Annotated in this window: 11 protein-coding genes; all 11 read right to left on the bottom strand. The window is 71.5% G+C overall.

The window, feature by feature from the left end; translation table 11 throughout:
• Positions 1 to 2 precede the first annotated feature (2 nt).
• Positions 3 to 1,979 (bottom strand): primosomal protein N', encoded by a 1,977-nt coding sequence (locus tag NQ165_RS02635; RefSeq protein ID WP_257531017.1) that lies wholly within the window; start codon positions 1,977 to 1,979, stop codon positions 3 to 5.
• A 17-nt stretch (positions 1,980 to 1,996) separates the two neighbouring features.
• Positions 1,997 to 3,193: a methionine adenosyltransferase gene (gene metK, locus NQ165_RS02630; protein WP_257531015.1), complete on the bottom strand. Its 1,197-nt coding sequence runs from the start codon at positions 3,191 to 3,193 to the stop codon at positions 1,997 to 1,999.
• Between the two features lie 102 nt (positions 3,194 to 3,295).
• The gene (gene rpoZ / locus NQ165_RS02625) at positions 3,296 to 3,550 is read right to left on the bottom strand and encodes a DNA-directed RNA polymerase subunit omega (RefSeq protein ID WP_257493587.1); all 255 of its coding nucleotides are present in this window, start codon (positions 3,548 to 3,550) and stop codon (positions 3,296 to 3,298) included.
• A 110-nt stretch (positions 3,551 to 3,660) separates the two neighbouring features.
• A complete protein-coding gene (gene gmk, locus NQ165_RS02620; protein ID WP_257531729.1) occupies positions 3,661 to 4,557 on the bottom strand; it encodes a guanylate kinase in 897 nt (298 codons plus the stop codon).
• Positions 4,550 to 5,389, bottom strand: a complete 840-nt coding sequence (gene pyrF, locus NQ165_RS02615) for an orotidine-5'-phosphate decarboxylase (protein ID WP_257531013.1) — start codon at positions 5,387 to 5,389, stop codon at positions 4,550 to 4,552. Before pyrF ends, gmk begins: the two co-directional genes overlap by 8 nt.
• Positions 5,386 to 8,694, bottom strand: a complete 3,309-nt coding sequence (gene carB, locus NQ165_RS02610) for a carbamoyl-phosphate synthase large subunit (RefSeq protein ID WP_257531011.1) — start codon at positions 8,692 to 8,694, stop codon at positions 5,386 to 5,388. Before carB ends, pyrF begins: the two co-directional genes overlap by 4 nt.
• Positions 8,687 to 9,841 (bottom strand): glutamine-hydrolyzing carbamoyl-phosphate synthase small subunit, encoded by a 1,155-nt coding sequence (carA, locus tag NQ165_RS02605; protein WP_257531009.1) that lies wholly within the window; start codon positions 9,839 to 9,841, stop codon positions 8,687 to 8,689. The genes carB and carA overlap by 8 nt, the downstream gene beginning before the upstream one ends.
• The gene (locus NQ165_RS02600; protein WP_257531007.1) at positions 9,838 to 10,359 is read right to left on the bottom strand and encodes a hypothetical protein; all 522 of its coding nucleotides are present in this window, start codon (positions 10,357 to 10,359) and stop codon (positions 9,838 to 9,840) included. Before NQ165_RS02600 ends, carA begins: the two co-directional genes overlap by 4 nt.
• Positions 10,356 to 11,678, bottom strand: coding sequence for a dihydroorotase (locus tag NQ165_RS02595; RefSeq protein WP_257531005.1), 1,323 nt, complete (start codon positions 11,676 to 11,678; stop codon positions 10,356 to 10,358). The genes NQ165_RS02600 and NQ165_RS02595 overlap by 4 nt, the downstream gene beginning before the upstream one ends.
• Positions 11,675 to 12,640, bottom strand: a complete 966-nt coding sequence (locus NQ165_RS02590) for an aspartate carbamoyltransferase catalytic subunit (RefSeq protein WP_257531003.1) — start codon at positions 12,638 to 12,640, stop codon at positions 11,675 to 11,677. Before NQ165_RS02590 ends, NQ165_RS02595 begins: the two co-directional genes overlap by 4 nt.
• A complete protein-coding gene (pyrR, locus tag NQ165_RS02585; protein WP_257531001.1) occupies positions 12,637 to 13,167 on the bottom strand; it encodes a bifunctional pyr operon transcriptional regulator/uracil phosphoribosyltransferase PyrR in 531 nt (176 codons plus the stop codon). Before pyrR ends, NQ165_RS02590 begins: the two co-directional genes overlap by 4 nt.
• Positions 13,168 to 13,247: the final 80 nt, after the last annotated feature.

The raw sequence follows: 13,247 nt of genomic DNA, 5'->3' as shown, positions 1-13,247 counted from the left end.
CCTTACAGATCCAGGTCGGGGACGTCGACGCGTACTCTCAGGGTCGCACGGGCCGGGCCCGGGCGTCCCTTCGCGGAGCGTCGTGCGCGCAGCGCGTCGGCGACGACCGCCGAGCGCAGGGATTCGGCGACGGCGCGGCCCAGTCCGTAGTCGAAGCGCACCACCGCGCGCGCGCCGGCTTCGGTGCTCACCGGACCCAGGATCGCCTCGTCGGTGAGGGTGGGGACGTCCGCACGCAGGGTGTCGAGGCACGTCCGCACCGCCTCGGTGGAGCCGTCGACGGTGGCCACGCGCACCACGGGGGGCATGTGCAGCGGTGCGCGTTCGGCGAGTTCGGTGCGGGCGTAGGCGGCCTGGGTCCACGTGGCCAGTGCCCGCGCGACGGCGCCCGTGACGCTCACGAGATGCACGGGGGCGCCGGGGGCGGCCAGCGCGGCCGCGTTGGACCACCACCGCAGGCACGATTCGCCGATGCGCAGGTCGTCGGCCATGAGCATGCGGTCGCCGTCGAGCAGGACGACCGCGCGGTAGCCGCCCGCTGCGATCGGCTCCGCTCCCCGGGTGGCGATCACGAGGGCGGGCTTGGCGTCGACGTGCGTCACGGGATGCACGCCGTCGGCGACGATGACACGCGTGTTCGGGAAAGCCCTCCCCAGCTCGTCGGCGGTGCGCTCGCTCCCCGCCGACGCCATGCGCAGTCGCGTGCTCTCGCAGTTCGCGCACTTCCAGGCGGGGGCGTTGCGGCCGCACACCGCGCACTCGGGCACGGCGCCGGGGCGACGCGCGCGCAGGGGGCCGGGGCAGTGGGGGCAGCGGGCAGGTGTGCGGCAGTCCGCGCAGACGAGCACGGGCGCATACCCGGGGCGCGACACCTGCACGAGGACGGGACCGGCGGCCAGTCCCTCCCGCGCGGCCGCGAAGGCGGAAGACGGCACCCGCGCGCCCTGGGCCTCTCCTTCGCGTGTGGCCGAGAGCACGACGCGCGGACTCGTGCGCCGGCGGGCGGGCACGTCCCGCACCCAGCCGATCGCGACGAGGCGCTCCGCGTCGGTGGTGCGGGTGTGCCCGGCGAAGAGCAGGGCGGCGCCGTCGAGCTCCTGGCGCACCAGGGCGGCGTCACGGGCATGCACGCCGGGACTCAGCGGCTCGGCGAGCAGCGGATCGCCGTCGTCCCAGATCGCCACCAGCCCGGGCGCGTGCACCGGCGCGTACACGGTCGAGCGATTGCCCACCACGATGCAGGGCTGGTCGGTGAGCACGCGCAGGTACGAGGCGTAGCGCTCGGGGCCCGACCGCCGCGCGTCGTCACGCACGAGTGCGCCGGCGGGAACGCGAGCGGCGAGGGCCTGTTCGAGCTGGCCCTGGTCGCGGTGGTCGGGCACGACCAGCACCGCACTGCGCCCAGCGGCCAGCGTGCGGACGGCCGCCGCGGCCAGCAGCTGAGCCCACGCTCCGACGGTCTCCCCCGATGCGAGCGTCACCGGATGCGGCGGGGCGTCGAGGGCGAGGCGCTCGCCGTCGAGGAGCGCCTCGGCGAGGCCGGGGAACGTCGCCAGCACGTCGGCGGACCAGGCGACGTCCGCGTCGGCGACGACGGGTGCGGTGACCGGGCCTGCGGCGAGCCACGTCTTCTCGGCGCGCACCATGCGCTTGGGGATCGCCAATCGCAGGATGTCCGATGCGGATCCCGCCGCACGATCGGCCGCACGGCGGGCGAGCGCATACAGCCCGGGCGGCAGCACCGCCACGGTGGAGATCACCGAATCCACCCGCGACAGCGGGCGCCCTGCGGCATCCGCTTCGTCGACCTCGATCACGTACGCGTCGACGAGACGGCCTGCCGTGCGCAGCGGCACGCGCACGCGGACACCGGGCGTCACGGCGGACACCAGTTCGTCGGGGACCTCGTAGTCGAACAGCCGGTCCAGCTGCGGCAGGGGCGAATCGATGAGCACGCGCGCCACGCGTCGGGTGGTCATCTCGGTGCCCGGGTCTGTCAGGACAGCCCGGCGGCCGCGCGCAGCTCGTCGACGCGGTCGGTGCGCTCCCACGTGAAGTCCGGCAGCTCGCGGCCGAAGTGGCCGTAGGCGGCGGTCTGCGCGTAGATGGGGCGCAGCAGGTCGAGCTGGTCGATGATCGCCTTCGGGCGCAGGTCGAACACCTCGCGGATGGCGCGGCGGATCGTCTCGTCCGAGACCTGCCCGGTGCCGAACGTCTCCACGTAGAGGCCCACGGGCTTGGCCTTGCCGATGGCATACGCCACCTGCACCTCCAGTCGCTCGGCGAGCCCGGCGGCGACGGCGTTCTTGGCGACCCAGCGCATGGCGTAGGCGGCCGAGCGGTCGACCTTCGACGGGTCCTTGCCGCTGAAGGCGCCGCCGCCGTGACGGGACGCGCCACCGTAGGTGTCGATGATGATCTTGCGGCCGGTGAGCCCGGCGTCGCCCTTGGGTCCGCCGGTGACGAACGGCCCGGCGGGGTTGATGAAGTAGCGCACGTCGGGCATGGCCAGACCGGTCTCCTCCAGCACGGGGTCGATGACCTCGGCGCGGACGGCCGCGCGCAGTGCCTTCTGCGAGATGTCGGCCTGATGCTGCGTGGACAGCACCACGGACTCCACCGTCACGGGGGTGTGACCGTCGTACCCGAGGGTGACCTGCGTCTTGCCGTCGGGCCGCAGGAACGGCAGCGCCCCGGAACGGCGCACCGCGGCGAGCCTCTCGGCGATGCGATGCGCGGTCCAGATGGCCATGGGCATGAACTGCGGGGTCTCGTCGGTGGCGTAGCCGAACATGATGCCCTGGTCGCCCGCACCCTGCAGGTCGTGCGGGTCGTCGGAGCCGTCCTCGCGCCGCTCGAACGCCTTGTCGACGCCGGCGGCGATGTCGGAGGACTGCGCGCCGATCGACACGCTCACGCCGCACGAGTTGCCGTCGAAGCCGGCGTCGCTCGAGGTGTACCCGATGCGGTTGACGACCTCGCGCACGATGGCGGGGATCTCGACGTAGGCGCTCGTGGAGACCTCGCCCGCGACATGCACGAGCCCGGTGGTGACGAGCGTCTCCACCGCGACGCGGCCGTTCGGGTCCTCGGTGAGGATCGCGTCGAGGATGCTGTCGGAGATCTGGTCGCAGATCTTGTCTGGGTGACCCTCGGTGACGGACTCGGAGGTGAACAGGCGCAGATCGGTCATCGATGCTCCAGGTCGAGGGCGGTGGTGGTGGGCAAAAGTATGCGCCGTGCGGCGGACACGCTCGAAAGCGGGCCGCCGCACGGCGTCACAGGGGTCGCTGACTCAGTCGACGTGGCGAAGGCGCAGCTTGTCCTCGTGGATCTCGTGCAGCGCGATCGTGAGGGGCTTGTCCTCGACGGTCGAGTCGACGAGCGGGCCGACGTTGTCGAAGAGGTTGCCCTCGTGAAGGTCGGAGTAGTAGTCGTTGATCTGACGCGCCCGCTTGGATGCGTAGATCACGAGCTGGTACTTCGAGTCGACCTTCTCCAGCAGTGCGTCGATGGGCGGATCGATGATTCCCTGGTCGCGAGTGGCCATGCGGGACCTCCTGAGGTCATGGTCGGGGAAAAGTCTGCGCGCTCGGCGGACCGAGGCATCCATCCAGTCTACCCCGTCGCGCGGCCGCAGGGATGCCGGAGGGGGGTGGATCAGTGCGCGAGTGCGGCGACCTCTGCGGCGGCGTGGGACACCTCGTCGTTGACGACGCGGTAGTCGAACTCCCCCTGTGCAGCGAGTTCCACCTTCGCGGTGCGCAGGCGCCTGGCGCGCTCCTCCGCGTCCTCGGTGCCGCGGCCGACGAGCCGGTCGACCAGCTCGTCCCAGCTGGGCGGCAGCAGGAACACCAGCGTCGCGCTCGGTTCCGCGGCGCGCACCTGGCGCGCCCCCTGCAGGTCGATCTCGAGAAGCACCGTGCTGCCCGCCGCGAGGGCCGCCTCGATGGGCGCGCGCGGGGTGCCGTACCGGTGGCGGTTGTGCACCGTCGCGTGCTCCAGCAGCTCGCCGTCGCTGACCATGCGGTCGAACTCGGCGTCGGAGACGAAGTAGTAATGCTCCCCCTCGACCTCGCCCGGCCGCGGGGCGCGCGTGGTCGCTGACACCGACAGCACGATCTCGGGGTGATGCTCCTTGATGTAGGCCGCGACGGTGCCCTTGCCGACGGCGGTGGGGCCGGCCAGCACGAGCAGCCGACTGCGGCCGTCGCGCGGCGCCGGCTCGGGCCAGCGCTCGTCGAGGAACCGCTGCAGGGCGACGCGCTGGCGGGTGCCGAGGCCGCCCAGGCGCTTGACGGGCGAGATGCCCAGCTGCGCCAGGATGCGGTCGCGTTTGCCCTCGCCGATCGCAGGGATGGCGGTGAGGAACTCCGGTACGCGCATCGCCCCGGCCGGCGACGTCGGCGCCGCCAGGGCGCGCCGCAGCAGTTCCTGCGGCGAGATCACGCGCGTCGCTACGTCGCGCTTGAGCGAGGCTCGCTCGCGGCGGGCGGCCACGGCGCGGCGGGAGGCTGCGGCGCGGTCGACCTCGGGCGGGTGCTGGGCGTCAGCGATGATCCACCTCCGGGTACAGGGCCGCGCGCTCCGAGATGCGGGCGGCCAGTGATGCGGGTCCTGCGGACAGGATGCTGCGGCTCTCGCTGGCGATGACCGGCGAGGTGAGGGGCCCGAGGAGCGCCGCGAGGTCCTCGGGCTGCGCGCCCTGGGCGCCGAAGCCCGGAGCGAGCACGGGCACGGCCGGCGACGGCGCGGTCAGGCCCGAAGCGGTGAGGTCGACCGTGGCGCCGATGACGACGCCGATCGAGGCGGGCTCGCCCGCGACCGTCGCCTGCGCGTTGAACGCGGCGACCTCCGCCAGCACGCGCGCGGACACCGTGGCGCCGGCGAGGTCGGCCTGCTGCAGACCACGCGCCTCGGGATTGCTGGTCGCGGCGAGCACGAACGCCCCTTTGCCGTGCGCGAGCGCGTGGCGCAGGGTGCCGTCGAGAGCTCCCACCCCCAGGTACGGGCTGACCGTCAGCGCGTCGGCTTCCAGCGGTGAACCCGGGGTGAGCCAGGCCTCGGCGTAGGCGGCCATCGTGGTGCCGATGTCGCCGCGCTTGGCATCGGCGATGACGAGCAGACCGGCAGCGCGGGCGGCGGCGAGCACATCCTCGAGCGCGGCGAATCCTGCAGAGCCCCACTGCTCGAAGAACGACACCTGGGGTTTGACGATCCCGACGCGGCCGGCGGCGGCATCCACCACCCGAAGGCCGAACTCACGCACCCCTGCCGCCGACGCGGGCAGGGCCCAGTCGGCGAGCAGGTGAGGGTGCGGGTCGATCCCGACGCACAGGGGCCCCCTCGCGGAGAGGGCGTCCCGCAGGCGGGAGCCGAACGTGGTCATCGTCCTCCCCGGTCGGAGGCGAGTGCGGCGGCGCGATCGGCGGCGTACTCCTGCAGGCTCCGCACGCGGAAGCCCTCCCGCAGCACGGGCAGGGCGCTGACGGCGGCGCCGAGCACGGCCATCGTCGTGAACAGCGCCTTGTCGGCGGCGACCGCCGCGGCGCGGATCTCGTAGCCGTCGGCGCGGGAGATGCCGCCCGACGGGGTGTTGACGACCATGTCGATCTCGCCCGCGTTGATGAGGTCGACGATGTTGCGCTCATCGCCGCCGAGGGTCTCGGAGTACTTGCGCACCACGGTCACGTCGATGCCGTTGCGGGCGAGGATCTCAGCGGTGCCCTCGGTCGCGGTGATCGTGTAGCCGAGCTCCTGCAGGCGGTGCGCGGGCAGGATCACGCCGCGCTTGTCCTCGTCGGCGACCGAGATGAAGACGGTCCCCTGCAGCGGCATGCCGCCGTAGGCCGCCGCCTGGCTCTTGGCGAACGCCGTCGGGAAGTCGCGGTCGATGCCCATGACTTCGCCCGTCGAGCGCATCTCCGGGCCGAGGACCGAGTCGACCATGCGGCCGTCCTTGGTGCGGAAGCGCTTGAACGGCAGCACCGCCTCCTTGACGGCGATGGGGGCGCCCAGCGGCACACGGGACCCGTCCTGCTCGGGAAGCATCCCCTCGGCGATGAGCCCGGCGATGGGGGTGCCCGCCATGATGCGGGCGGCAGCCTTCGCCATGGGGATGCCGAGCGCCTTGGACACGAACGGCACGGTGCGGCTGGCCCGCGGGTTGGCCTCGATGACGTAGAGCACGCCCGCGCTGACGGCGAACTGCACGTTCAGCAGACCCCGCACGCCCACGCCCTCGGCGATCGCGCGCGTCGCCTCGCGCACCCGGTCGACCTCGCCGCGTCCGAGCGACATCGGCGGCAGCGTGCAGCTGGAGTCGCCCGAGTGGATGCCGGCCTCTTCGAGGTGCTCCATGACGCCGCCGATGTAGAGGTCGCTGCCGTCGTAGAGCGCGTCGACGTCGATCTCCACGGCGTCGTCGAGGAACCGGTCGACCAGCAGCGGCATGCCGGGGCCGATGATGGCCTGGTCGGCGATGCGCACGAAGTAGTCGCGCAGGCTGGCGGTGTCGTAGACGATCTCCATGCCGCGTCCGCCGAGCACGAAGCTCGGGCGCACCAGCACGGGGTAGCCGATGCCCTCGGCCACCGCGACCGCACCGTCGACATCGATCGCGGTGCCGCTGCGGGGGGCGACGAGACCGGCTTCGTCGAGCAGGCGCGAGAACAGCTCGCGCTCCTCGGCGAGATCGATCGCCTCGGGCTGGGTGCCGAGGATGGTGTAGCCCGCCGCCTCGATGCCCTTCGCGAGCCTCAACGGCGTCTGTCCGCCCATCTGGCAGATCACGCCGAGGATGGTGCCCGACTGCGCCTCGGCGTGCAGCACCTCCAGGACGTCCTCGAGCGTCAGCGGCTCGAAGTAGAGCCGGTCGCTGGTGTCGTAGTCGGTCGAGACGGTCTCAGGGTTGCAGTTGACCATGATCGTCTCGAAGCCGGCATCCGACAGCGCGAACGAGGCGTGCACACAGGAGTAGTCGAACTCCACGCCCTGACCGATGCGGTTGGGGCCGGAGCCGATGATGACGACCTTGGTGCGCTCCGACGGGGTGATCTCGGTCTCGGCGTCGTAGCTGGAGTAGTGGTACGGAGTCAGTGCGGGGAACTCCCCCGCGCAGGTGTCGACGGTCTTGTACACCGGGCGGATCGACAGCGCGTGGCGGATGCCGCGTGCCTCGGCCTCGGTGATCCCCCGCAGCTGGGCGATCTGCGCGTCGCTGAAGCCGTGCTCCTTGGCGGCGCGGAGCGTGTCGGCGTCCAGCTCACCGGCGGTGCGCACGAACTCGGCGACCTCGTTGATGAGGACGATCTGGTCGAGGAACCACGGGTCGATCTTGGTGGCCTCGAACGCCTGCTCGATGGTCGCGCCCTTGCGCATGGCCTGCTGCAGCACGACGATGCGTCCGTCGGTGGGGGTCTTCGCGACCTCCAGCAGCTCCTCGACGGAGCGCTCTTCGTCGCCCCAGTGGAAGCTGGAGCCGCGCTTCTCGAGCGAGCGCAGTGCCTTCTGCAGCGCCGTGGCGTAGTTGCGGCCGATGGCCATCGCCTCGCCGACCGACTTCATGGTGGTCGTGAGGGTGACATCAGCCGCGGGGAACTTCTCGAAGTTGAAGCGCGGCACCTTCACCACGACGTAGTCCAGGGTCGGCTCGAAGCTGGCGGGCGTGACCTTGGTGATGTCGTTGGGGATCTCGTCCAGCCGGTAGCCGATGGCGAGCTTCGCGGCGATCTTGGCGATGGGGAACCCTGTGGCCTTGGAGGCCAGCGCCGACGAGCGGGAGACGCGCGGGTTCATCTCGATGACGATGATGCGCCCGGTGGCGGGGTCGACGGCGAACTGGATGTTGCAGCCGCCGGTGTCCACGCCCACCGCGCGGATGATGTCGATGCCGATGTCGCGCATCTTCTGGTACTCGCGGTCGGTGAGCGTCAGCGCCGGCGCGACGGTGATCGAGTCGCCGGTGTGCACGCCCACGGGGTCGACGTTCTCGATGGAGCACACGACGACGGTGTTGTCGGCCGTGTCGCGCATGAGCTCGAGCTCGTACTCCTTCCAGCCCAGGATCGACTCCTCCAGCAGCACCTCGCTCGTGGGCGAGTCGTGCAGACCGGCGCCGGCGATGCGACGGAGGTCGCGCTCGTCGTAGGCGAATCCGGAGCCGAGGCCGCCCATCGTGAACGACGGGCGCACCACCAGCGGATAGCCGAGCTCGTCGGCGGCCGCGAGCACCTCGTCCATCGTGTGGGCGATGCGGGAGGCGGCGACTTCGGCGCCGGCGTCGATCACCAGCTGCTTGAAGATCTGGCGGTCCTCGCCCTTCTCGATCGCCTCGACCTTGGCACCGATGAGCTCCACGCCGTATTTGTCGAGGATGCCGGCCTTGTCCAGGGCCATCGCGGCGTTCAGCGCCGTCTGGCCGCCCAGGGTGGGCAGGATCGCGTCGGGCTTCTCCTTGGCGATGATCGTCTCGATCACCTCGGGGGTGATGGGCTCGATGTAGGTGGCGTCGGCGAAGTCCGGGTCGGTCATGATCGTCGCCGGGTTGGGGTTGACGAGGATGACGCGCACGCCCTCCTCACGCAGCACGCGGCAGGCCTGCGTGCCGGAGTAGTCGAACTCGGCGGCCTGACCGATGACGATCGGGCCGGATCCGATGACGAGGACGGAGTTGATGTCGTCGCGCTTAGGCATTCTTCGTGGTCTCCTGGGTCGCGAGCACGAGGTCGCGGAAGCGGTCGAACAGGTAGTTGGCGTCGTGGGGTCCGGCGGCGGCCTCCGGGTGGTACTGCACCGAGAAGGCGGGGATGTCCAGGGCCCGCAGGCCCTCCACCACGTTGTCGTTGAGTCCCACGTGGCTGACCTCCACGCGGCCATAGCCGGCGGGGCTGTCGGTGACGCCCTCGATGGGCGCGTCCACGGCGAATCCGTGGTTGTGCGCGGTGATCTCCACGCGGCCGGTCTGCTTGTCGAGCACCGGCTGGTTGATGCCCCGGTGGCCGAAGGGCAGCTTGTAGGTGCCGAACCCGAGGGCACGGCCCAGCAGCTGGTTGCCGAAGCAGATGCCGAAGAAGGGCAGCTTCTCATCGAGGACCGCGCGCAGCAGCTCGACGTGTCGGTCGGATGCCGCCGGGTCGCCGGGGCCGTTGGAGTAGAAAACGGCGACGGGGTCGATCGCGCGGATGTCCTCGATCGTGACGTCCTGCGGCAGCACGTGCACGTCGAAGCCGCGCGCGGCGAGGTTCGCCACGGTCGCCTGCTTGACGCCGAGGTCGAGCACGGCGACGGCGCCGATGCGCTCGCCCGTCGCGGCGGTGATCTGCGCGGCGGCGACGGAGACCTCGGAGGAGAGGTTGCGGCCGGTCATGCCGGGAGCCTCCCGCACGATGCGCAGCTGCTCCTCCGGGTCGATCGCCGCGGCGTCGCCGCTGAAGACACCGCCGCGCATGCTGCCGGCCGAGCGGATGTGGCGGGTCACGGCACGGGTGTCGATGCCGCTGATCCCGACGATGCCGTCGGCCACCAGCGCGTCGTCCAGCGACGTGTCGGCGCGCCAGTTGGACACGACCCGGGAGGGGTCGCGCACGATGTAGCCGGCGACCCAGATGCGGCGGGACTCGGGGTCTTCGTCGTTCATGCCGGTGTTGCCGATGTGCGGCGCGGTCTGCAGCACGATCTGGCCGGCGTAGGACGGGTCGGTGATGGTCTCCTGGTAGCCGGTCATGCCGGTGGCGAACACCACCTCGCCGAGGGTCGTGCCCCGGGCGCCGTAGGCCTGCCCGGTGTGGCGCGTGCCGTCTTCGAGGACGAGGACGGCGGGGTCGCGGGTGAACGATGTCACGCGGGGTCTCCTGTCGTGGGAGCGGAATCGGAGATCTGGCGCAGCGCGTCGGCGAGCGTGCGCGCAGAGGTCTCCTGGGGTCGGAAATAGGAGTCGACGACGACATCGCCGCCGTCGGTCGGGATGCGCCAGTCCAGCCGCGCCAGGCCGTCGCGCTCGACGACGCGGTCGATGGCCACGGTCGCCTGCGATGCGGCCACGATGCGGCCACGCGGGATGAACAGTCGTGCCGCTCCGACGAGGTCCAGCGCCACGCCGGCGTCGGTGACGGTGACATCGGCGCGCGAGCGGAAGCCCAGGCCGCGGATGGCCAGACGCTCCAGCGGCTCATTGTGGCGGGTGGTCGCGACGTAGAGCGCCGGGAACACGCCGATGACCGTGGCGCCGGCGGGGATCTCTCCGACGGGCGGCTCGAGTCCGGCATCCCGTCGCGTTCGTCGTCGCCAGCCCCAGGCGAGGAGGGCGAGCAGCACCAGGGCCACGCCGACGGTGATGAGCAGTGCCCCTTCGCGGGTCATGCCGAAACCTCCAGGTTCTCGCGCAGCACGCCGTCGGCGACGGTCGGGATGCCGCGGTGCAGCGTCCAGCGCACCTCGCCGGGCAGTTCGCGCCCGAGATAGGGCGAGTTGACGCTGCGGCCGTGCAGGTCACTGCGCTCGAACACGCGCGCCGGGGCCGGGTCGTACAGCGTCAGCGAGGCGGTCTCGCCGGCGGCAAGTGCGGTGCCGTGGCCGGCGAGCCGTCCGATGCGGGCGGGCGTCGTGGACATGACGCGCGCGACGTCGTCCCAGCCGAGCAGACCGGTGTCGACCATGGCCTGCTGCACCACGCGCAGCGCGCTCTCGAGTCCCACCATGCCGTTGGCTGCGGCCTGCCACTCGCACGCCTTCGCCTCGGCGGGGTGCGGGGCGTGGTCGGTCGCGACGATGTCGATGGTGCCGTCGGCGAGCCCTTCGCGCACCGCCTGCACGTCCTCCGCGCGGCGCAGCGGCGGATTGACCTTGAAGCGGGCGTCGTAGCCGCGCACGAGTTCCTCGTCCAGCAGCAGGTGGTGCGGGGTGACCTCGGCGGTCACGGCGATGCCGCGCTTCTTCGCCCAGCGGATGATGTCGACCGATCCCGCCGTGGACAGGTGGCAGACGTGCAGCCGGGAGCCGACGTGCTCGGCCAGCAGCACATCGCGGGCGATGATCGACTCCTCCGCGACGGCGGGCCAGCCGGCCAGTCCCAGCTCGGCCGACACGGTGCCCTCGTTCATCTGGGCGCCCTCGGTCAGCCGCGGGTCCTGCGCATGCTGGGCGATGACGCCGTCGAACGACTTCACGTACTCCAGCGCCCGGCGCATGATGAGCGGATCCCACACGCAGAAGCCGTCGTCGCTGAACACGCGCACACGAGCGCGCGACGAGGCCATCGCGCCCAGCTCGGCCAGCCGCTCGCCCTTCTGGCCGACCGTGACGGCGCCGATGGGCTGCACCGTGACGTATCCGGCGGCCTCGCCCAGGGCGAGCTCCTGCTCCACCACTCCCGCGGTGTCTGCCACCGGTGAGGTGTTGGGCATCGCGAAGACGGCCGTGTAGCCGCCGGCCGCGGCGGCGCGGGAGCCGGTGAGGATCGTCTCGGACGCCTCGTAGCCGGGTTCGCGCAGGTGGGTGTGGAGGTCGACGAGGCCCGGCAGGGCGATCAGCCCGTCGGCGTCGATGACCGTCGCGCCGGCCCGGCTGAGTCCGGCGCCGACCTCGGCGATGCGTCCGTCGGCGATGACGAGGTCGGCGGTGCGGTCCACGCCCGCCCCGTCGTGGATGCGTGCACCGCGGATGAGGAGGCTCTCGCTCATCGTCCGTCCTCTCCTGCTCCTGCGCGCTCCCCCGCCAGCAGCAGGTAGAGGGCGGCCATCCGCACGGACACGCCGTTCGTCACCTGTTCGAGCACGGTCGAGCGGGGCGAATCGGCGGCGTCGGCGGAGATCTCCAGACCCCGGTTCATCGGCCCGGGGTGCATGACAATGCTATCGGGCGCCAGACGCGCCACGCGCCCGGCGTCCAGACCCCACCGGCGGGAATACTCCCGTTCAGTCGGGAAATAGGCCGCTCCCATGCGTTCGAGCTGGATCCGCAGCATCATCAGCGCATCGACGCCCTCGCCCAGCGCCTCGTCCAGGTCGTAGCGCACCTGCACCGGCCACGCCGACACATCCTGCGGCACCAGCGTGGGCGGTGCCACCAGGGTCACATGTGCGCCCAGCGTCGAGAGAAGCCACACGTTGGAGCGTGCAACGCGGGAGTGGAGGATGTCCCCGACGATCACGACGCGCAGTCCTGCGAGATCCCGCCCGCGACTGTCTCCGGCGTAGAAGCGCTTGCGGATCGTGAAGGCGTCCAGCAGTGCCTGCGTGGGGTGCTCGTGGGTGCCGTCGCCGGCGTTGACCACACCGGCGGTGATCCAGCCGCTCGTGGCGAGCGTCTGCGGCGCGCCGGACGCGCCGTGGCGGATGACCACGGCATCCGCCCCCATCGCCTGCAGGGTCTGGGCGGTGTCCTGGAGCGACTCGCCCTTCGACACCGACGACCCCTTGGCGGAGAAGTTGATGACATCGGCCGACAGGCGCTTCGCAGCGGCTTCGAACGAGATGCGCGTGCGGGTGGAGTCCTCGAAGAACAGGTTCACCACCGTCTTGCCCCGAAGGGTCGGCAGCTTCTTGATCTCGCGGCGCTGCGTGTCGGCCATGTCCTCGGCCACATCGAGGATCTGCAGGGCGTCGGTGCGGGAGAGCGTGCGGGTGTCCAGCAGGTGCCTCATGAGCCGATCGTCACCTCTTCGACGCCGTCGACCTCGGAGAGGCGCACGTTGACGCGCTCGTCCCGCGCGCTGGGCAGGTTCTTGCCCACGAAGTCGGGCCGGATCGGGAGCTCACGGTGCCCCCGGTCCACGAGGATCGCCAGGCGCACCGCGGCGGGGCGTCCGATGTCCTGCAGTGCATCCAGGGCGGCCCGGATGCTGCGGCCCGAGAACAGCACGTCGTCCACGAGAACGACGGTCTTGCCGTCGATGCCGCCCTCGGGGATCTGCGTGGGCTGGGGCGCGCGCGTCGGATTGCGATGCAGGTCGTCACGGTACATCGTGACGTCCAGCGCACCGACGGGCACGCTCTGCTCCCCGAAGTCGCCGACCAGCGCGGCGATGCGCCGGGCGAGGGGAACGCCTCGTGTCGGGATGCCGAGGAGCACCAGGTCGTCGGATCCCCGGTTGGACTCGAGGATCTCATGGGCGATGCGGGTCAGCGCACGGGCGATGTCGGCCTCGTGCAGCACGGTTCGCGTGCTCATCCGCCGCTCCCTTCTCCGCCTCACGGGACGGGGTTAAAGGTTGCTGGGTATTCCCCCGATCCTACCCTGCGCGCGCCGCG

The organism is Microbacterium sp. zg.Y1084 (genome assembly GCF_024623595.1).
Taxonomy (GTDB): Bacteria; Actinomycetota; Actinomycetes; order Actinomycetales; family Microbacteriaceae; genus Microbacterium; species Microbacterium wangruii.
The sequence above is the reverse complement of the archived record's forward strand: the minus strand, read 5'-3'. Positions and strand labels throughout refer to the sequence as shown.